The 19,069-nt window shown below is 64.4% G+C and carries 20 protein-coding genes; 16 read left to right on the top strand and 4 right to left on the bottom strand.

Translation table 11 applies throughout. The features are described from left to right. Positions 1-10: 10 nt before the first annotated feature. From GFY24_RS01635 to GFY24_RS01600, 8 genes are all read left to right on the top strand, one after another. On the top strand, positions 11-1,096 hold the full coding sequence (locus GFY24_RS01635; RefSeq protein WP_153803139.1) for a hypothetical protein: 1,086 nt from the start codon (positions 11-13) through the stop codon (positions 1,094-1,096). A gap of 16 nt (positions 1,097-1,112) precedes the next feature. Further along, entirely contained in the window at positions 1,113-2,159 is a 1,047-nt protein-coding gene (locus GFY24_RS01630) for a hypothetical protein (RefSeq protein WP_153803138.1), read from the top strand. A gap of 93 nt (positions 2,160-2,252) precedes the next feature. After that, positions 2,253-3,542 (top strand): hypothetical protein, encoded by a 1,290-nt coding sequence (locus GFY24_RS01625; RefSeq protein WP_153803137.1) that lies wholly within the window; start codon positions 2,253-2,255, stop codon positions 3,540-3,542. Next, positions 3,542-3,976 (top strand): hypothetical protein, encoded by a 435-nt coding sequence (locus GFY24_RS01620; RefSeq protein ID WP_153803136.1) that lies wholly within the window; start codon positions 3,542-3,544, stop codon positions 3,974-3,976. The genes GFY24_RS01625 and GFY24_RS01620 overlap by 1 nt, the downstream gene beginning before the upstream one ends. A 27-nt stretch (positions 3,977-4,003) precedes the next feature. Further along, positions 4,004-4,762: an N-acetylmuramoyl-L-alanine amidase gene (locus GFY24_RS01615; protein ID WP_153803135.1), complete on the top strand. Its 759-nt coding sequence runs from the start codon at positions 4,004-4,006 to the stop codon at positions 4,760-4,762. Between the two features lie 8 nt (positions 4,763-4,770). Beyond that, the gene (locus GFY24_RS01610; RefSeq protein WP_153803134.1) at positions 4,771-4,956 is read left to right on the top strand and encodes a hypothetical protein; all 186 of its coding nucleotides are present in this window, start codon (positions 4,771-4,773) and stop codon (positions 4,954-4,956) included. A gap of 81 nt (positions 4,957-5,037) precedes the next feature. Beyond that, positions 5,038-6,471 (top strand): hypothetical protein, encoded by a 1,434-nt coding sequence (locus GFY24_RS01605; RefSeq protein WP_153803133.1) that lies wholly within the window; start codon positions 5,038-5,040, stop codon positions 6,469-6,471. A gap of 585 nt (positions 6,472-7,056) precedes the next feature. Then, a complete protein-coding gene (locus GFY24_RS01600; protein WP_153803132.1) occupies positions 7,057-7,917 on the top strand; it encodes a hypothetical protein in 861 nt (286 codons plus the stop codon). Positions 7,918-7,925: 8 nt separating this feature from the next. Here the strand turns inward: GFY24_RS01600 and GFY24_RS01595 are convergent, their stop codons facing one another. Together GFY24_RS01595 and GFY24_RS42825 are read right to left on the bottom strand one after the other, a co-directional pair. Beyond that, complete coding sequence (locus GFY24_RS01595) at positions 7,926-8,663, bottom strand: helix-turn-helix domain-containing protein (RefSeq protein WP_153803131.1); 738 nt, start codon at positions 8,661-8,663, stop codon at positions 7,926-7,928. 502 nt (positions 8,664-9,165) lie between these two features. Then, entirely contained in the window at positions 9,166-9,666 is a 501-nt protein-coding gene (locus GFY24_RS42825) for a MarR family transcriptional regulator (protein WP_309230301.1), read from the bottom strand. Positions 9,667-9,769: 103 nt separating this feature from the next. Here GFY24_RS42825 and GFY24_RS01585 point away from each other — a divergent pair, with 103 nt between their 5' ends. Continuing rightward, a complete protein-coding gene (locus tag GFY24_RS01585; RefSeq protein WP_153803130.1) occupies positions 9,770-10,699 on the top strand; it encodes an EamA family transporter in 930 nt (309 codons plus the stop codon). A 45-nt stretch (positions 10,700-10,744) separates the two neighbouring features. Then, positions 10,745-11,383, top strand: a complete 639-nt coding sequence (locus tag GFY24_RS01580) for an NAD(P)-dependent oxidoreductase (protein WP_153803129.1) — start codon at positions 10,745-10,747, stop codon at positions 11,381-11,383. A gap of 67 nt (positions 11,384-11,450) precedes the next feature. Here GFY24_RS01580 and GFY24_RS01575 read toward each other — a convergent pair whose 3' ends face one another. Continuing rightward, positions 11,451-12,182: a S1 family peptidase gene (locus tag GFY24_RS01575; RefSeq protein ID WP_228565895.1), complete on the bottom strand. Its 732-nt coding sequence runs from the start codon at positions 12,180-12,182 to the stop codon at positions 11,451-11,453. Positions 12,183-12,339: 157 nt separating this feature from the next. Between GFY24_RS01575 and GFY24_RS01570 the strand changes: the two genes are divergently transcribed. From GFY24_RS01570 to GFY24_RS01560, 3 genes are all read left to right on the top strand, one after another. Next, positions 12,340-12,609 carry a type II toxin-antitoxin system Phd/YefM family antitoxin gene (locus GFY24_RS01570; protein ID WP_153803128.1) on the top strand — a complete coding sequence of 90 codons (270 nt, stop codon included), beginning with the start codon at positions 12,340-12,342 and terminating at the stop codon, positions 12,607-12,609. After that, positions 12,606-12,869 carry a type II toxin-antitoxin system RelE/ParE family toxin gene (locus GFY24_RS01565; protein WP_309230300.1) on the top strand — a complete coding sequence of 88 codons (264 nt, stop codon included), beginning with the start codon at positions 12,606-12,608 and terminating at the stop codon, positions 12,867-12,869. Before GFY24_RS01570 ends, GFY24_RS01565 begins: the two co-directional genes overlap by 4 nt. Before the next feature lie 233 nt (positions 12,870-13,102). Beyond that, entirely contained in the window at positions 13,103-13,753 is a 651-nt protein-coding gene (locus tag GFY24_RS01560; RefSeq protein ID WP_153803127.1) for a DUF4064 domain-containing protein, read from the top strand. A gap of 95 nt (positions 13,754-13,848) precedes the next feature. On the opposite strand, the gene GFY24_RS01555 is transcribed toward GFY24_RS01560, so the two are convergent. Then, on the bottom strand, positions 13,849-15,078 hold the full coding sequence (locus tag GFY24_RS01555; RefSeq protein ID WP_228565894.1) for a hypothetical protein: 1,230 nt from the start codon (positions 15,076-15,078) through the stop codon (positions 13,849-13,851). A 264-nt stretch (positions 15,079-15,342) separates the two neighbouring features. On the opposite strand from GFY24_RS01555, the gene glf reads away from it, so the two are divergent. From glf to GFY24_RS01540, 3 genes are read left to right on the top strand one after another with little or no spacing between them, the layout of a single operon-like run. Beyond that, on the top strand, positions 15,343-16,539 hold the full coding sequence (glf, locus tag GFY24_RS01550; RefSeq protein ID WP_309230299.1) for a UDP-galactopyranose mutase: 1,197 nt from the start codon (positions 15,343-15,345) through the stop codon (positions 16,537-16,539). After that, complete coding sequence (locus GFY24_RS01545; protein WP_153803125.1) at positions 16,536-18,485, top strand: glycosyltransferase; 1,950 nt, start codon at positions 16,536-16,538, stop codon at positions 18,483-18,485. Before glf ends, GFY24_RS01545 begins: the two co-directional genes overlap by 4 nt. Next, positions 18,482-19,057 (top strand): phosphatase PAP2 family protein, encoded by a 576-nt coding sequence (locus GFY24_RS01540; RefSeq protein WP_153803124.1) that lies wholly within the window; start codon positions 18,482-18,484, stop codon positions 19,055-19,057. Before GFY24_RS01545 ends, GFY24_RS01540 begins: the two co-directional genes overlap by 4 nt. Positions 19,058-19,069 lie beyond the last annotated feature (12 nt).

The following is a 19,069-nucleotide window of genomic DNA, read 5'->3' as shown; positions in this document are numbered from 1 at the left end:
GTGAGGTGACATGTCCACTATTGGTGAATACTTCGAACACACCCTCATCCGCGGACTCGACGAGGGCATCGGTACGCCGGGCCTGGTGCAGTCCATGCACGCCACCCCGCGTGACGGATCACTGGAACTGATGACCGGATCGCCGGGGCCCACCGGTCCCGCCGGTGAGGCGTGCCGGGCTTTCCGGTGGGAGGGCGATATCGCCGATCAAGCCGCACTGTCGGCGTTGTCCACGAAACTTGGTGTGGCACACGCGGGTAAGGCATGGCGCGTGCTGTCGACCGACACGTTCGTGTACTGGAACGGCAGCGGGTTCGACAACTTCGTCGACGCGTTCGGCGCCTCCGGCCCGGACGGCGCGTCGTGCACCGTCAGTATCGGCACCGTCGACACGGGGCCGGTCCACTCGGATCTACAGGCCACGATTACCGGTACCTCGCCGAACCTCGTGCTGAACCTGACGGTTCCGCGCGGAGTACAGGGCGGCAAGGGCGATCCCGGCAGTCCCGGGCCGATCCGCAACGCACCCGACTATATGAACGGCACACACGTCGATAAGGCTGTGCCCCAGTGGGATTCGGGCGCGGGCAAATGGCGGCCGCGGCCGTACCCGGGGCTGCGCGGCCCGTGGTCCCTGTACGACAACAACGCGTGGGATGGCGGTCCCGGATGGGCCGCCACCCAGTCGAACACCGGCGCTTCGCCGAATACCGTTGCGCGATTGAATATTCCAGCGCAGGACGTGGATTGGCGACCGGTCATCGCGGGCTCGGTCTATTTCCAGACCATGGAGGGCGAGCAGACCTTCGACACCCGTATCGACGCAGAGGTCCGCTTGGGCTCCGACAGCGGTCAGATCGTGGCATTGGGCTCCGGAACCCCCTCGGGCATCGATGCCCCGTGCCACTTCCAGCCGTTCTTCGGTACACGACTCACCCCCGACAGCACCGTCGGCGTGGTTCCGGCCGGTCAGCCGGTCGTGCTGTACGTCGTGCTGCGCCGCATGACCGGCGGTTCCAACTATTCCTACTACCAGGGCGTCGCTCAAATCCTTTGCTGGGCACAGCCTGTCGGCTTCGCGCCGACACTCGCCTGAGTTTGGAGCAACAGCTGTGACCAACGAACCCACTACCGTCTTCGACGACGATGTCATGATCACCATGCGCGGTATCGCCGACTCGATCGGGTTGCCGCACACCGTGAACCCGGTCGAACACGTCGACCGGGAAGCATTGATCGAACTACGCCAGGGACCGGCCGGTGACGCCGGACCCGTGGGAGACCCGGCCTGGCCGTGGGACTGGCAGGGCGATGTCGCCGATGCGGCTGCGCTGCAAGCGCTCAACCTCACCACCTCCGACGCGCGCAAGGCGTGGCGAGTGGTCGCCGAGAACGCGGTCTACTACTGGACCGGGCTCGAACTCGTCGCTTTCGCCAATGCCTTCGGCAAGGCGGGTGCGCGCGGAAAAGCCAACCGGCTCAGCGGATCCGCTGTGGCTGGTCCGACCGGCTCCGCCGCGAGCGCTCGGATCATCGGCACCGCGCCGAACCAGAGTCTCGAAATCACCTTTCCGCGAGGCGATACCGGTGACACCGGTGACGCGGGGGCCGCCGGGCGCATTCAGGATTCGGACGATGTCCTGGTGGACAACACCCATCAGCTCGGACAGGATGTCGTGCTTTCTTGGAACGCGGCACTCCAGAAATTCGTGCCCATCCCCAGCCCGCGCCTCGGCGGTCCGTGGGCCATCGGCCAGGGTCAGTTCACCGGCGGCACCGGGCTCAACGAGGACTCGAAAGTGCTGGCCACCATCACGATTCCCAGCCAATCCATGAATTGGCGGCCCCTCGTCGAAGGCTGGATCAATATCGGCACCGAGGGACCGCGCTACCGATCCCGCTGCAATGTCGAAATCCGGATCGGCGGCCCCGACGGGGATCTCATCGGCTTCGGGGCCGGCACCAGCTGCCCGAACTTCACGAGCGTCTGGATCACCCCGTGGTACCAGTATGTCGCGACACCGAACTCCACCTTCGGTGTCGTGCCCGCCAATCAGACCATCACGCTGTACGTCGTCGCGCGCCGCGCCTTCGGCTCCGAACGGTATTTCGTCAAGCCGAATGATGCGCAGGTAATCGTCTACGCCGATCCCGTGTAATCCCGGGCACGTCTGTCTCCCAGGCTCTTTCGGAGCCACACCCCTCTCAGGTATGCCGCTTCCGGCTGCCCGCTGTTCGAAAGGCATCCATTCATGGCCGATCTGCCCCCGCTGAAGTACGGAAAGGTCGTCGGGCGGTTCCTCGCCAATGTCGCCGACGGCCCCGACATCGGCGACCTGCCCGAATTCCCGCCTTTGGCAGGCACGCTCACCTTCACCGCCGACGCACCGAAGGTGCTGGTCGCGGGTGGTCAGCCCGCACCCGCCACCTACGTCCAGTTGCCCAACCACTATGTATGCGAGCTGGACGAGTTCGGCTACCTCACCTGGCGCGGTAAGCGCGGCATTCGCCTCGTCGCTCCCAGTGCCGACACCAATCCTGGCAATTGGACCTGGCGGGTATCGTTCGAGCTGAACTACGAAGGCGAACCCATCGCGCTCGATCCCTTCAGTTTCACTGTGGCCGAATATATTCCGGGCACGGACTCGGCCAATCCCGATGTCGGCTCCACCGGACTGGTCGACCTCACCCTGGTCTCACCGGTGCCCGCCAGCTCCGGCAACGCCGTGGTACGTGGCGAGCGCGGCAGCGGAATCCAGTTCGACGGCCAGGTCGCCACTTACGCGACGCTGCCCGCCGCGCCGAAGGACGGCGCACAGTACCTGGTGAAGGCCGACGGACTGCTGTACGTGTATCACACGGTCGGCGGCTGGACACCCAACGGACAGGGCATCGTGGTGCGCGGACCTGCGGGAACGACCGACTGGGCCGGGATCACCAATAAGCCGGCCACCTTCGCACCCATCACCGGAACCGCCTCCGGCACAGCGGCCGCAGGTGACGATCCGCGGCTGTCCGACGCGCGCACGCCGGTCGCGCACACCCATACCATGAGTCAGATCACGGACGCCTCGGGGTTTGGGCGCACGGTACTGGCCGTCGCCGACGCGAATACGTTGCGCACCAACCTATCCGCCGTCGCTACCAGCGACAGCCGACTGTCCGATGCACGTACGCCTACTGCCGCCGGGCAGGTGTACGACATCGCGTTCAAGTCGCACACTGGGACTCGCGTCGCCGGCGCGGGCAATGTGATGCCGGAAGGGCTACGGATCGAGCGCAATATCTCGATCAGTGCGATCACCTTCCGCTGCGAAACCGCCGGCACCGCCAACCTGGTGGTGGAACTGCGCAAGAACGGCACCACGATCGCGAACACGTCGGCGACGATCACTCCCGCCAACCAGATCCTGGATACCTTGGTGACGGCTGGTGGGCCGTATCCGCTCAGCGCCGGTGACCGTCTTACCGTATTCATCACCACCCTCGACACTGCGCCGGGCAAGGGATTGCAGGTCAGCCTGAAGGCGGTGACTTCCTGATGCCGGTGATCGTGGTCACCGGCGGTGACAGCTTTCTGCCGTCGAGCATGAACAAGAGCGGAACCCTGCCGATTCCGCTGAGCTACGCCGATGTCACCGGGTGGACTGCCGATACCGCCGGCTACCCCGGATCCACGCTGTCCGGCAATGGGTTGCGGAACCAGGGCGCCAAGCTCGCTGCCACCATCACCGCGACTTTGGTCTTCTCCGGTGGCAACAGCGGCTCCCTGATCCAGCAGGCCAAGATCATGGTGAACAACGTTGCCGTCGGCGCGCCCGGATCCGCGACCGGCGCTTCCGGAACCCTCATCGCCACCGCCACGACCTCACTCGTCGACGGCGACATCGTGACGGTTCAAGCCGTGTGCAATGCGGGCCTTGCCGCATGGGCGAGCACCATCCAGGTCGCGGGCAGCTCACTACGGATCACCTAGCCGACATCATCAGAAAGGCGAAAACCCATGTCCTGGACAGGAGATCCGATCTGGCTCGCTGACGTCCTGCGTGACGCGGGCCTGAAAGTCATCGAACAAGAAGGCTGGCGCGACCGCGGCCACGGCGATTTCGCCGACCTCCGCGGCGTGCTCTGCCACCACACCGCAGGCGGCACCACCGACGACTGGCGCATCGTCCAATACGGCCGCCCCGACCTGGAAGGCCCACTGGCCCAACTGGTTCTGGAACGCGACGGTACCTTCCGAGTCATCGCGGCGGGAGTGTGCTGGCACGCCGGCCGAGGTTCCTGGCCCGGCTGGCCCACCAATAACGCCAACTACTACGTCATCGGTATCGAGGCGGTCTCCCGTGGCGATGGAACCGACTGGACCCCAGTGCAATCGGACGCCTACAAACGCGGCTGCGCTGCCATCCTGCGCCGCATCGGCCGCAATGCCGACGATTGCGTAGCCCACCGCGAGTACAGCTCCGAAGGAAAAATCGACCCCGCCGGCATCGACATGGACGCCTTCCGCCGCGATGTCCAGGCATTCATTGATGGAGAGGACGCCCCCATGAGCGCCGCCGAAGTAACCCGCATCCAAGACTTCATCACCGCCTTCTGCGGCCCGATCAGCAGCGATGTCAAAGACATTCGCGAACAGCTGTGCGGCCAGGGCCAGCGCGACACCGGAGATTTCGCGGGCTGGTCCCAGCTCGGCAACCGCACTGTCGTCGACGCCCTCGCCGAAGTTCTCACCCGCCTGGAGAAGCTCGAGAAGTAGGAGGTTCCATGTCGAATCCGGTCCCGGCCTGGACGCCTGGAAGCTTCAGCGCCGCAACAGCTTCCAAAACCACCCGCGATGGCTCGAACACCTACAACCTCAACAATCTGCCGCAGCAGGACACCTTCCGGCGACTCGAACGACTGAGTGCGAGCCGACGGATGGTCAAGAGTTTCAAAACGAAACAGACGTAAACCCCAGCGCCGCAACCGCTCCCCATTCCCCTCTGGGATGGGGATTTTTCATGCCCGAATCCGAAAGGCGGACCAGTTTCCATGTCGAACATCGCGACCAAGACCGCAGGTCCGCCTTCCGGGATCACCCAGCACGGCAACTGGCTCGCGAGCGCCATTCCCGCGACCGGCGTCACGCCGGGTGGCGGCACCGTCGGCAGTCGCTCGGTCAGGGACGGTGTGTCCGCCGTCCGGCAGATCGCACGAATTCAGGCTGGATCCGATCTGGCCCTTGATGCACCGGGTGTCCCAGTCGCCCAGCAGATTTCCGTGAAGCCGGAACCAATCGGGCCGGAACCGGTTTCGCCGTTCCCCACCCACAAGGACTGGGAGACCGGTCAGACGGTCCCCGGCCTGCCGAACCCGGGTGCCGCGGACGCCTCCGCATCGTCGAAACCCGCACCGGGACAACAGCCCGCACCGGTCAACCCCGCAGCACCGGCCCCTGCCAGCGGTCTGCCGAATGTGCTCGATCAGATGTACGTCAATCCCGCTCCGCAGCCGGAGTCCCCGAAGACATTGGCGGAGTTGGCGGTACCGGGGTACAAGGAACCGGCCAAGCCGTCCGTGGTTGATCAGCTGGCCCAGCAGATGATTGCTCCGGCGCCGGATCCGGCGGCTGCCTCGACTCCGAAGACGCTGACGGAGTTGGCAGTCCCCGGTTACAAGGAACCACCCCCGGTGGCCCCACCGGTCACCGTGACCTGCACAACAGTCGTACCCGTTCCCGGCTTGCCCAAGTCGATCACCGGACCAACGAACAAGTTCCGGGTCGGTCTGGACGGCTACGGATTCAACTACCCCGCTGAACAGTTGGCCGCCGACCTGGCCCTGGTCCGGCTCGGTCCGGTCCAGACCGTGTCCATCGGGCCGACCCCATACCAGCAGGCGCTCGAACGGCTGTCCCAGGCGAATTACACCATCGAGGAACAGAACTACGACCTGCAGTGGGCGTTCCATAACCCCGAGGATGCGGACGAGAAGTCCCAGCAAGCCCAGGCCCTGACCCGCCTCCGAGAAATCGGGATCAACCCCTATGGAGATCCCGAGATCGAGAAGTACGCCAAGGATCAACTCGCCAAGACCCAATACCTGTCCTCACCAGGATCTTCCGCGCGTAACGCACCCCCGCCCCCACCCCGCCCGAAGATGACCAGCCTGGGCGACGACCTCTACGGCATGTTCGTCGAACCGGCGGTAGTGCTGTGGGAAGCCGCCCACGGCAAGGGCAACCACTCCGCGGGCGCAGTCGCCTGGGCCGCAGCAGAATTCGGCCTCAACGCCTCAATGTTCATCCCCGGCGTCGGCGCCGTAACCAGCGGAGCCAGAGTCCTGCGTGTCGGCGCCGCCGAACTGATGACCGGTACCCGTCTGGCTGCGGCCCTCACCGGTGCCAACGATGCGATCGCAGCGGCCTTCTGGCTGAAGGCAACCAGTATCGAGGAAGCTCATGTACGCCCAAATTTCAAAGACTGAGCCAGCGGAGGTCCTTCCTGGCTTCTGTGTGGATGCACTGTGGTGTGGAGAGGCCAACTGTGGGTAGGTTTGCGGTTCGGTGCGATATTCCTGCTGAGAAGTTTCTCCTTGATATCGCTTCGAAAATGTCTGAACTCTTCGGAATAAGCAATTATGAGGCTATTGCGAGGATAAATGAAAGATTCGCCGGATTGGATATATTCGGCGAAGATATGATCTACCATCAATCTGAAGAGTACTGGGCGATGGACATCATGTATGGACATGCCTTTTGGCGAGAAGGTCGGCAGATGCCAAGTCCCCTTCCTGCTCCGAGTCGGTTGCAGTGCTGGTTGCACCGGAGGTATTGGTGGCGACAATATTGGCGTCTGAGGCGAAAGCTATGGATGGCTCGAATGCTGCGTAAAGCCCATTGAGGAGTGGTCGATTCCAAAGGGCAGTCAGAGGTGCTCTTCTGATTGAAGGCGTCCGCCATCGAGGGGGCTCGGGTGCCCCAGTCGTAGTCGCCGAAAATTGCGGCCGAAGATGTTGTCGCTCGGTACCTTGCTGAGCGATGGTGGTGGGGTGCGCTGGCGAGAAGGTGGAATGGACGCGAAGGTTCGGGAGATTTTTCAGGCTGTCGTGCGTGCCGGTGTCGATCTGGACCGGATAGCCGGGGCTTACGACGAGGACATCGATGCGATGGCTGCTGAGCAGGGAGTTCCGGCGGTTCCTGCGGCTGTGCGCGCGTTGTTCTCGCTGATCGGGATCGAGGCTGGGCCGTACGCGGTGGCGGGGGCGATCGGACCAGGGGGTGTTCGGCCGCGGGACAAGCGTCTGGCATTGGAGCTTGTGGGGGAATTGCCTGGGCAGGCAGAACAATTGGCTGATCCGCCGCACATGTTGGTCATGGTGATGCACGAGAACGAGGTGTTCTCGATTATCGATGGATCGCAAGTGGCGGAACCGACTCCGCCGGTATGGCTGTTGCATGGTGATTACAAGCTCGAGCGGCGCTGGGGCTCGGTGACCGAGTGGTTCTCGGCGATCACCGATGAGGTGGTGGGCGGCCTGATGATCGATGAGGTCGTGGAGATATCCGAATGGCGGCCCGTGCCCAGCGAGTTGTACGCAGAGTGGCGTGAGGTGTTCAATCGCGACTGGTCGGGCGCTGAGGTCGAAAGTGCTTGCCCCGTCTGCGAATCCAAGACCCTGCGCAGGTGGTACGCGTTGGATGAGGATACCGCGATGGTTCTGAGGGGTGTGGAGTTCTCGGGGCAGGGGAGACTGTGGGAGTGGTGTTCCAGTTGCCAGGTGTACGAGACATTCCCCGACGGCTACGTTCCTGGATGGTGGTCACCGCCGTATCAGGTGGACGATTCTGCTCTCGGCCATGATCCGCATGCGATCGAGTGTGCGCGGTTGTCGCATCTTCGGGATATTCGATTGCAGAAGAGGAACGGATAGAACTGGAACTAGGTCTCAGTAACTCCGTCCTGGATGGGGATCAGGCGGTGTAGCCACCAGGGGCGGTCGGGGAACTCGGGGCTGTAGAGGCGGGCGTTCAGGTGGCGCACTTGGTGGTTCGAGGGGTCTCGGATGGTTATGTGATCGCGGAAGAGGGCGGGGGCCGGGAGGTCGGTGTTCCATAGGTGGTCCCATTCGGGGATGGCCTGGCATCTGTTGATGATTTCGGTGATGTGGGGGTTGGTGGCGGGGTCGGGGGTGAGGACGCGGAGGCCGTGGACGAGGCGGTGGGCCTCCCGGTGCCAGTCCAGGACGGTGTCGCGGGCGCACGGGTTCAATAGGAGCCACTCGATGAGGTTGGTGCCGTTCACTATTCCGGGGAAGGCGGTTCGGTAAGCGTCGTTGACCGCGACCATGGTGAAGGTCGGGACCAGGAAGAAGCCGGCGGGGTGGGGGAGGCTGGCGAGGTCTGCGAGGTCGGCGAGCGTTGGTTCGGGGACTGCGTCGGAGTTGTGGCCCAGGCCGCCCGGGAGGCTCAGGTTCAGGATGTAGCGGCGGTGCAGGGGTGGAACGTTCAGCCCGTCGAAGAGGGTTTTCAGGGTGGGGAGGGTGGTCGTGCGGGTGCCCAACTCGATTTTTTCGATCAGGGAGACCGACAGGTTGATGCGGTCGGCCAGTTGCTCTCGGGTCAGGCCCGCGGCCTTTCGCTGTAGGCGAATGTAGGCGCCGAATGGGTTGCCGGACAACGGGTCTCACCTGTCTTCGGAGGGATGGAGCCTATTCGATATGGGGTCCTCGCACGGATTGTGTGGACGGTGATCGTTGACCGTCCATCGTCTGATCTTGGATAATAGAACATATGTTCGAACAGCAACTGATGTGGTGGGCGTGTCTTCATAGATGAGGGCTCGTGCCACCCGTTGTGGCTCGAGTGGGAGGCGGTCCGAGTGGACTGGATGGGCAAATGTGTCGGCAAGAGGATTGAGCGCGCGATGACCGAGGCGGGGGTGAATCTCGGGGAACTCGCGCAGTGGAGCGGACTCCCCGAATGGCTACTCGGCGATCGCCTCGAAGCACCGGAATCTTTTCGACTCGACGAGCTCATTCTCATCGCCTCGGTAATGAAACACGAAGTGGCGGAATTACTTCCGTGCCCACCCGGGAATTCCAGGCTCGGGTGCGAATGCGATGACCCGATGACATGACCAAGGGCGGTACTCCTTCTGGAGTACCGCCCTTTTTCGTATTTCAGGTGAGGGTGGTGTCGCCGAGGGATTCGGAGAAGTGGCGGAGGAGGGTGGTCAGGTCGGCTCGGTGGGTGGGGGTTAGGGCCGCTAGGAGGCGTTGTTCGTTGGCCATGTGGAGGGGGAGGAGTTTGTCGACCAGGGTGCGGCCTTCGGGGGTTAGTTGGACTCGGATGGCTCGGCGGTCGACTGGGTCGGGGACTCGGGCTACCAGACCTTTGGCGGTTAGGCGGTCTATGCGGTTGGTGATGGCTCCCGAGGTGCGCATGGCGGCTTTGTTGAGGGCGCCGGCGGTGAGGCCGGTGTCGCCGCCGGAGCGGCGGAGGGTGGCCAGGACGTCGAACTCCCAGAACTCGAGGCCGTAGCTGCGGAAGAACTCGGCCAGGTCGCGTTCCAGGAGTTGGGACAGGCGGTTGATGCGGGCGACGATGTGCATGGGGGAAACGTCCACGTCAGGGCGCACTTTTTGCCAGGCGGCATAGATCTCGTCGACTGCGTCGGACACCTGGAATCCTCTCAACGGAAATAATCTCAACGTGAAGATACTTGACGCTGAGGTATCTCGATGGTTTTATCTCAACGTTGAGATTATCAATGAGGAGCTGACGATGACCACCATCACCCGCGGCAGCGTTTCGGGCTACGCCGGAACCCTCGCGCTCACCGGACTCGCACCGCTGGTGTGGGGCTCCACCTACGCGATCACCACCGAATTCCTGCCGCCGGACCGGCCCATGTTCACCGCACTCATGCGCGCCCTGCCCGCCGGACTGCTGCTGCTCGCCATCACCCGCAAACTGCCGCACGGCGAATGGGTATGGAAGGCAGGCATTCTCGGCGTGCTGAATATCGGGGCGTTCATGCCGCTGCTGTTCCTCGCGGCCTACCGGCTGCCGGGCGGCGTTGCCGGGGTGCTCGGCGCCGCCGCACCGCTGATCGCGCTGGGATTGGCCGCGCTGGCCCTCAATGACCGACTCACCACCCGGAAAATCCTTGCGGCGCTTATCGGAATCGCCGGAGTCGGCCTGGTGGTACTACGCGCCTCGGCCGCACTCGACACCATCGGCGTGATCGCCGGACTCGGCGGCGCCGCCTCCATGGCCGCGGGCACCGTCATGACCAAGCGCTGGGGACGCCCCGAAGGCGTCACGCCGCTGACCATGACCGGCTGGCAACTCACCGCCGGTGGTCTGATGCTGGTACCTCTCGCACTCCTCACCGAGGGCATGCCGCCCGCGTTGGATGGCCGCAATATCGCCGGCTACCTATACCTCGGACTCATCGGAACCGCTCTCGCATATGCCATTTGGTTCCGCGGCCTGGCCCGCACCAATGCCACCTCGGTCGCTTTCCTCGGACTGCTGAGCCCGCTCTCGGCCACCATTATCGGCTGGATCGCCCTCGGCCAGTCGCTCGCGCCGCTGCAGGTGCTCGGCATGGTGGTCGTGCTCGGCGGCACCCTGCTCGGCCAGACCGCGACCGCTCCCAAGCCCGCGACCGAACCGGTGGCGAAGTCGGCCGCCCGCATCGCGGCCTGACTCGAAACACACCCGCAGCCAATTTATCGAAGGAGTTCGAAAGTCATGCGTATCACCGTTTTCGGAGCCACCGGCGGGGTCGGCAGCCGTGTCATCACCGAGGCGCTGAGCCGGGGACATCGGGTCCGGGCCGTCTCCCGCGACGCCGGTAAAGTGCGCGGACTGCCCGAGGAGGTCCGGGTCGTCGAGGCCGACGCCACCGACGCCGAACAGATCAGATACGCCGTGGCGGGCAGCGACCTGGTGATCAGCGCGACCCGCCCCGGCATCGGTGATGAGCACGAACTGTCCAAGGTGGCCGCGGCGCTGCTGGAAGCCTTGGCGGACAGCGAGATTCGCCTGCTGGTGGTCGGCGGCGCGGGCAGCCTCATCGTGCCCGGCACCGATGCGATCCTCAGCGATCAGCCCGGCTTCCCCGCCGAACTACTGCCGATCGCCACCGCCTGCAATGACCAGCTGGCTGTATTCGAAGAATCCGGCACCAAGGTCGACTGGGCCTACCTCAGTCCGTCCGCCCTGCTCGAACCCGGCGAACGCACCGGCTCCTACCGCCTCGGCGCACACGAACTCATCGCCGATGACGAAGGCAATTCAGCGATTTCGATGGAAGACCTCGCGATGGCCCTACTCGATGAGGCCGAACACCCCAAACACCACCGCGTCCGATTCACCGCCGGATACTGAAGTGGCGCAATAAAAAACGGCATGGGTCCCGAAACACTCGGGGCCCACGCCGTTTTCACAGCTGAGATCAGAAGGGGCGGAAGCCCGCACCCGCGCCGCCGTGGCGGTCGATATCGGCCAGCACCATAGAAATGGTGGTGGAGAGCTCGGGCTCATGGATCAGATCGCCCGCACCCTTGCAGGCGGGGAGCTCGATCGAGATCGGACCGGCATCGAAATCGGTTCCGGCGACGACCATTCCGACCAGACGATCACCCAGGATCACCGGTGCGCCGGAGTCGCCGTGATTGGCGCAGACCTGGCTGCGGAACCAATTCGGCGTGGCCTCCCACACCGGGCCACAGGTGTAGCCGGTGGTGCGGCCGTTCTTGCAGGCGATATCACCGATAACCGGCGGCGCGCCGACACTGTTGATCACCGATTGCGCGACCTGCTTGGTCGGATTGACCCGGGACGGATCGAAAACGATTACCGCCCAGTCATTTCCGGCGCTCTTATTGGCGATCACACCGATACCACCGCTGCGGGTGTACTCGGCGGCGATCCGCGCGCCGACCTCACCGCAGTGCCCGGCGGTCAGGCCGACCAACTTGCCGTCGCGGTCGTAACCGATGGAGGTGAGGGTGCAATCGGCCGTGCTGCTCGGATCATCGAGCTGCTCGACATAGATACCGGAGCCCCCGCCGAGCGTCACCGGCGGCGCGGCGTCGGCCGTCCCGGAGAACAGCACGGAGGTGCTCAATGCGGTGACGGCGATGGCCGCCCAGGACAGCATGCGGGCGCGGCCCGTTACGAACATTGATTCCTCATCCCCCGGAAAAGATTTCGAGCGGCGCGATGAATACCGGTCTCCGCCACCGCGCGGGGCGATCGTGTCATGCGCTGTATCACCGAAGCAAGTTGTTCCACAAGTTCGGCGAAGCGTGGTGTACACACTACCGAGTACGCTCGACACTATGACTGACACGATCAATGTGCGCCAGCTACGCGAGAACCTCTCGGCGCGCTTGGACGCCGCCGAAGCGGGCGAATACACCGTGATCACTCGTGACGGTCAGCCAACCGCGGCATTGATACCGATCGACGTCTTCAAGACCATCGAGGATGCGGAAGACGAGCTGCTCGCCCGAAAAGCCGATGATGCGTGGGAAGCGGAAAAGGATCAGCCGCGGGTGTCGATGGCCGAGTTGATCGCCGACATGTTCGGGGAGCAGGCGGCGGGGTGAAATACAGATTCGAGTTCCTGCCTTCAGCTGCTCGTGCCTTGCGGGCTATACCGCAAACCCAGGCATTGCGCATTCTCACCGAGCTCTCGAAACTGGGAGATGATCCCTACAACACGACCGCAGATGTACGGAAACTTGTTGGTAGAGAAGGCTATCGGCTTCGAATCGGCGATTATCGGCTGATCTATCGGATCGAGGACGGCCGGTTGGTGATCCTGGTTGTACAGGTTGGGCACCGCCGCGACATCTACGACCGCTAGTCGAGAACGGAACGGGGCCTTGACCTTGGCGCTACGTCAACTTGCAGTGCAGCGGCACTACGACTGGGTGACCATTCGCCGTGGCGCGGCTCTAATTGGATAAAGCCGCAACCCCTTTCGGTCATAGCATCGGAAGAGGTTGTTGCCGTGCAGGTCACACGGGGTGAAATGAGATCGCCGGTGTCGGTGCGGCGCGGTAGAGTTCGCGCCAAGCGACACCGGGGGAGGGACCCATGAGTTATCCGTACGGTCAGCCGGAATATCCGGGCCAGGGGCAGCCCGTGCCGGGATATGAGCAACCGGGATATCCACAGCCCGCCTATCAGCAACCGGGTTATGCACAGCCCGGTTATCCCCAACCGGGTTATCCCCAACCGGGTTCCGGGTATCCCCAGCCGAATTATCCCGGCGGCTACCCCACCCAACCGCCCAGTGGTGCCACCGCCATCACCGCCGCGGTGCTGTCGATCATCTTCGCCGTCCTGGCCGGATTCGGCGGTCTCGCCATGATCATCTTCGCCGCGAGCTTCAGGTCGAGTTACTCGTCGGACGACTACAGCTCATCGCTCGACGACGCGACCACGGTCATTATCGGCCTGGGAGTTTTCGTCCTGGTGATGGGCATTCTGTGGTTCGTCGGCGCGCTACTACTACTCGCCCGGAAAACGGCCGGACGCGTCATGCTGATCGTGCTCACCTCGATCGGTCTGATCGGCAGTGTCGTCGGCATGGTCAAGAACCCGACCGGCCCGGACGTCATCGGCCTCGGGGTCGGACTGCTGATTCTCGTGCTCGCCGCCGTACCGCCCACCGGCCGCTGGATCGCCGCCGGCAAGAACCCGCCGCCGGCCCAGCAGGGCTATATGCCCTACCCCTACGCCTGAGCGAAAACCCGCACCGCACAGCCTGATCGGCTGCCGCTGAAACGCGAAACGGCCCGGGCGCAGTGCCCGGGCCGTTCACATCTGACGCTGATGAATCAGGCGGCGCACATGGACTGCATGACACCGCGCAGGATCGGCATGCCGTAGGTGGTCGGCGCGAACGCGAGGGTCTGCGCGATACCCAGCGGCGTGGTGACGGCCGAGGCCACACCGGTGAAACCGGCGACGGTGCTGCCCACGGTGATGAGCAGGCTGGTGGTGTCCAGGGTGAGGGTGATGAGGTCGAAGGCGTTCTCCACCTTCACATCCGCCAGCGGGACCGTGTTCAGGGCCTTGCCCTCGTAGATGTCGAAGCCGAGGTTGGCCAGGAACGTCATCGGGCCGTAGTCCATGGCGTTCACCAGCGGGCCGAGCTGTTCGATGCGGCGCATGGTGACCGCGTCGGCGACCCGGTTGTCCCGCAGGAAGCCCTGCAGCGCATCGGCATTGGCCTGCACGGCGGCGGGATCGACCGGGAGACCGGCGGTTTGGGTGAGGAAGGTGCGCGAGCGCTCGACCAGATCGGAGGTCTTGAGTTCGGCCAGCGGGGTGCAGGTGCCGTCGGCCTTGACCAGCTGATTGGCCAGATCCAGCAGCGGCTGCGGTACCGCGACATGCTCGTCCGGCAGCGGCTCGAGCGTCAACTTCTCATACGCGTTGGCGGCGTTGCAGTTCCGGGCCAGCTGCGCCTGTACCGAGCGGGCCAGGGACTTCACGCCATTGAAGATCGCGCCGACGATCGGCTTGAGAATGAAGCCCGCGGTCGGGACCAGGCTCGCGGCCAGCTGCGCCGGAATCTTCACGATGCGGGTGCCGAGAATGAACACCTCGACCACATCGGCGACGGTGATCCGGGACAGCGACACGGTGTTGTCGATGCGCCCGGTGCGGATCGCGTCCAGGTTGTTCACCAGGTACGACACGATCGGATCATCGAGGAATTCGAGCCGGTCACCCGTCCCGACCGGGCTGTCGGGCAGCCCGCGCCGGTGCACGTGCACGGTCGCGATGCTCTGCCGGAAGTCGTTCACCTGCTGATCGAAGGCGACCAGCTGGCCCGCCGGAACCAGGGTGCGGATCGCGGTGGCGGCATTGGTGACAATGTCGTCGAAGCTTGCCGCACCGTTGCCACAGAGGCCGGCCGATTCGGCGACCGGCATCGAGGCGAGGGTCTCCTCATCGGCATGCGCGGGGGCAGCGCCTGGAATGAGGGCAGCTGTGCTCAGTAGCGCGGAGAGGGTGAGCGCACCCACAAATGGGGCGAGGCGGGGGAACCGCATGGTCATCGAGGTCTTCCGGGTCGAGCGGGGGGCACGGCCGCGTGCTGGCTGCACGGCTACAAACTGGACGGATGCTCAGTCTGGTGCGTATGTAATACAGCCTGAATGAAGCGCCTGTAAGTGGTTTGGTGAATATTGAGCAAATAAACTGGCAACCATCCCGCTGACTGGGATGACGACCTGCCATTTCCGTCGTATCCTCACCGCCGCCGCACCCCTCGTACCGGAGCCCACGCGCGCCAATACCTTCTTCCACTACGCTGGGCTCCCGTGACCGTCGCATCCCCCTTCGATCTCATCATTGTCGGCTCTGGTTTCTTCGGGCTGACCATCGCCGAACGCACCGCCAACCTGCTGGGCAAGCGGGTGCTGGTGATCGAGCGCCGCTACCACCTGGGCGGCAACGCGTACTCGGAGGCGGAGCCTGAGACCGGCATCGAAATCCACAAGTACGGTGCCCACCTGTTCCACACCTCGAACAAACGGGTGTGGGACTACGTGAATCAGTTCACCGAGTTCACCAACTACCAGCACCGCGTCTTCGCGCTGCACAAGGGCCAGGCCTACCAATTCCCCATGGGGCTGGGCCTCATCTCCCAGTTCTACGGCCGCTACTTCAGTCCGCAGGAAGCCCGCGCGCTGATCGCCGAGCAGGCCGCCGAAATCGACACCAAGGACGCCGCGAATCTCGAGGAGAAGGCGATCTCCCTGATCGGCCGCCCCCTCTACGAGGCGTTCATTCGCGACTACACCGCCAAGCAGTGGCAGACCGATCCCAAGAACCTGCCCGCGGGCAATATCACCCGCCTGCCCGTCCGCTACACCTTCGACAACCGGTACTTCAACGACGCCTACGAGGGTCTGCCCAAGAACGGCTACACCGCCTGGCTGACCAAGATGGCCGAGAGCGACCTCATCGAGGTGCGCGTCGATACCGACTGGTTCGACGTCCGCGACGAGATCCGCGCGCAGAACCCGGACGCCCCGGTCATCTACACCGGACCGCTGGACGCCTACTTCGACTACGCCGAAGGTGAACTCGGATGGCGCACCATCGATTTCGAGACCGAGGTCTTGGAAACCGGTGACTTCCAGGGCACCTCGGTCATGAACTACAACGATGGCGACGTGTCCTACACCCGCATCATCGAGCCGCGCCACTTCCACCCCGAGCGCGACTACCCCACCGACAAGACGGTCATCATGCGCGAGTTCTCGCGCTTCGCCCAGACCGGCGACGAACCGTACTACCCCATCAACACCCCGGAGGACCGCGCCAAGGTGCTCGCCTACCGCGAGCGCGCCAAGGCCGAAACCGCCTCCGCCAAGGTGCTTTTCGGTGGCCGCCTGGGCACCTACCAGTACCTGGACATGCATATGGCCATCGGCGCCGCGCTCAGCATGTTCGACAATGTGCTGCGCCCGCACCTGGAGACCGGTGCGCCGCTGGTGGACACCGCCGAATGACCGCACAAGCCACCTTGGAAGACATGACCACCGAGACCCGCGCCAAGTCGCTGCTGCAGCGCATCATCCTGCCGCGGCCGGGTGAACCCCTCGACGTGCGCAAGCTGTACCTCGAGGAATCCGACACCAACGCGCGGCGGGCGCACGCCCCCACGCGCACCTCGCTGTCCATCGGCGCGGAGTCCGAGGTGTCGTTCTGCACCTACTTCAATGCCGTCCCGGCCAGTTACTGGCGGCGCTGGAGCATCCTGCAATCGGTGGTGCTGCGGCTGGAACTCTCCGGCCACGGCCGCGTGGACGTGTACCGCTCCAAGGCGGACGGTTCGCGAATCCACGTGCAGGGCAGCGAGTTCACCACCCCCGGCGGTGCGCACGACACCCTCGTCGAGTTCGAGGTGGATCTGGGACCGTTCGAGGACGGCGGCTGGATCTGGTTCGACATCACCACCGACAGCGCGGTCGAGGTCCGCAATGGCGGCTGGTACGCGCCCGTCGAGGCGCCGGGTGAGGGCAGCATCGCCGTCGGCATGCCCACCTTCAACCGGCCCACCGATGCGGTGAAAACCATTGCCGCCCTTGGCAATGACCCGCTGGTGCTGGAGAAGATCAAGGCCGTCATCATCCCGGATCAGGGCAATCGCAAGGTTGTCGACGAGCCGGGATTCGCCGAAGCCGCACTGCCCCTTGGTGATCGGCTCGCGATTCACAACCAGCCCAATCTGGGCGGGTCCGGTGGCTACAGCCGTGTCATGTACGAGGCGCTGAAGACCACCGATGCCGAATTCATCGTCTATATGGACGATGACATCGAGATCGAGCCGGACAGCATCCTGCGCGCGCTGGCCTTCTCGCGATTCGCCAAGTCGCCCATCCTGACCGGCGGCCAGATGCTCAACCTGCAGGAGCGTTCGCACCTGCATGTGATGGGCGAGATCGTGGACCGCTCGATCTTCATGTGGACCGCGCCCGCGAATGTCGACTACGACCACGACTTCTCGAAGAACCCGCTCAGCGACCGTGACAACTCGAAGTTGTTGCACCGACGTATCGATGTGGACTTCAACGGCTGGTGGACCTGTGTCATCCCGCGGCAGGTGGCCGAGGAGATCGGGCAGCCGCTGCCGCTGTTCCTCAAGTGGGACGACGTCGAATACGGTTTGCGCGCAAGGGATCACGGCTATCCGACCGTCACCCTGCCGGGTGCCGCGGTCTGGCATATGGCGTGGAGTGACAAGGACGACGCCATCGATTGGCAGGCGTACTTCCACCTGCGCAACCGCCTGGTGGTCGCCTCGCTGCACCTGCCGAACGACGGCCGTCCGATGGTGGTCAACACCATCAAGGCGACGCTGAAACACCTGCTGTGCCTTGAATATTCGACGGTCGCCATTCAGAACGAGGCCATCCGCGATTACCTCGCGGGCCCGGACAAGCTGTTCGAGTTGCTGCCCACCGCGCTCGGCAAGATACACGCCATGCGCAAGGAATTCCCGGACGCGGTGGTCGTACCATCCTCGACCGAGCTGCCGATGGCCAGCCGGGCCGAGGTGGGCGCGGTCGGCGAACCCGGCAATCCGCTCGCCAAAGTGGTCCGCCTCGGCAAGGGCATCGTGCACAACTTCCGCAAGGCGAACACCGCGCATCACGAGACGCCGCAGCTGAATGTCCCGACCCTCGACGCACGCTGGTTCCTGCTGTCACAGGTGGACGGCGTCACCGTCACCACCGCCGACGGACGCGGTGTCGTCTACCGCAAGCGCGATCCGCGTCAGGCCGCCGAGCTGTTCAAGGAGGCCATGCGGCTGCGCAAGGAGCTGGCCGAGCGATTCCCCGAGGTGCGCGAGCAGTATCGTGCGGCGCATTCACATCTCACCAGTAAGTCCGCGTGGGAGAACATCTTCGGCGTGAACTCGGCGAGCACCGACTCAGGGAACGAGACCGAATGACAGCGAGCCAGGCCGCCGAGGCCGACCGCGGATTGCATGTGGTTCCGGAGGCTCCGGCTCCGGCCGCGCCGCCCGAGGTCAAGATCCTGAACCTGGTGCAGGGCACCATAGGTCAGCATCCGGCCGTCATCAAGGCCGCGCGTGGAATGTCGCATTTCGGCGAGCATTCGCTCGGCTGGATCGGCATCGCGGCGGTCGGCGCCCTCGCCGACAAGCCGCGCCGCCGCCAGTGGGCCGGGGTCGCGGTCGGCGCGTTCGGCGCGCACGCCGCGTCCGTGGTGATCAAGCGGATTGTCCGCCGTCCCCGCCCGAATGATCCATCGGTGCAGGTCAACGTGTCGACGCCGAGCAAGCTGAGCTTCCCGTCCTCGCACGCGACATCCACCACGGCAGCGGCTGTGTTGCTCGGCAGGCTCACCGGGTTACCCTTGCCCGCGGTGCTCGTCCCGCCGATGCTGCTGTCCCGGGTCGTCCTCGGGGTGCATTACCCATCCGACGTGCTCGCCGGTTCCGCGCTGGGCGCCGCATCAGCCGCTGTTGTGCTTGCCGCCGAAAAGAGACTCGCGAAGTGACCGCTCAGGAAG

Origin of the sequence: Nocardia sp. SYP-A9097 (assembly GCF_009649815.1) — a bacterium.
In the GTDB taxonomy this organism is placed as follows: Bacteria; Actinomycetota; Actinomycetes; order Mycobacteriales; family Mycobacteriaceae; genus Nocardia.
Note: the sequence above shows the minus strand (reverse complement) of the source record. Positions and strands in the feature narration are given on the sequence as shown.

Excerpts from the sequence above, each read along its gene's own strand:
- GFY24_RS01600 (WP_153803132.1), top strand. The coding sequence starts at position 7,057 with ATGGACGCGAAGGTTCGGGAGATTTTTCAGGCTGTCGTGCGTGCCGGT.
- GFY24_RS01540 (WP_153803124.1), top strand. The coding sequence starts at position 18,482 with ATGACAGCGAGCCAGGCCGCCGAGGCCGACCGCGGATTGCATGTGGTT.
- GFY24_RS01570 (WP_153803128.1), top strand. The coding sequence starts at position 12,340 with ATGACTGACACGATCAATGTGCGCCAGCTACGCGAGAACCTCTCGGCG.
- GFY24_RS01560 (WP_153803127.1), top strand. The coding sequence starts at position 13,103 with ATGAGTTATCCGTACGGTCAGCCGGAATATCCGGGCCAGGGGCAGCCC.
- GFY24_RS01555 (WP_228565894.1), bottom strand. The coding sequence starts at position 15,078 with ATGACCATGCGGTTCCCCCGCCTCGCCCCATTTGTGGGTGCGCTCACC.
- GFY24_RS01580 (WP_153803129.1), top strand. The coding sequence starts at position 10,745 with ATGCGTATCACCGTTTTCGGAGCCACCGGCGGGGTCGGCAGCCGTGTC.
- GFY24_RS01610 (WP_153803134.1), top strand. The coding sequence starts at position 4,771 with ATGTCGAATCCGGTCCCGGCCTGGACGCCTGGAAGCTTCAGCGCCGCA.
- GFY24_RS01575 (WP_228565895.1), bottom strand. The coding sequence starts at position 12,182 with ATGTTCGTAACGGGCCGCGCCCGCATGCTGTCCTGGGCGGCCATCGCC.
- GFY24_RS01620 (WP_153803136.1), top strand. The coding sequence starts at position 3,542 with ATGCCGGTGATCGTGGTCACCGGCGGTGACAGCTTTCTGCCGTCGAGC.
- GFY24_RS01615 (WP_153803135.1), top strand. The coding sequence starts at position 4,004 with ATGTCCTGGACAGGAGATCCGATCTGGCTCGCTGACGTCCTGCGTGAC.
- GFY24_RS01625 (WP_153803137.1), top strand. The coding sequence starts at position 2,253 with ATGGCCGATCTGCCCCCGCTGAAGTACGGAAAGGTCGTCGGGCGGTTC.
- GFY24_RS01585 (WP_153803130.1), top strand. The coding sequence starts at position 9,770 with ATGACCACCATCACCCGCGGCAGCGTTTCGGGCTACGCCGGAACCCTC.
- GFY24_RS01605 (WP_153803133.1), top strand. The coding sequence starts at position 5,038 with ATGTCGAACATCGCGACCAAGACCGCAGGTCCGCCTTCCGGGATCACC.
- GFY24_RS01545 (WP_153803125.1), top strand. The coding sequence starts at position 16,536 with ATGACCGCACAAGCCACCTTGGAAGACATGACCACCGAGACCCGCGCC.
- GFY24_RS01635 (WP_153803139.1), top strand. The coding sequence starts at position 11 with ATGTCCACTATTGGTGAATACTTCGAACACACCCTCATCCGCGGACTC.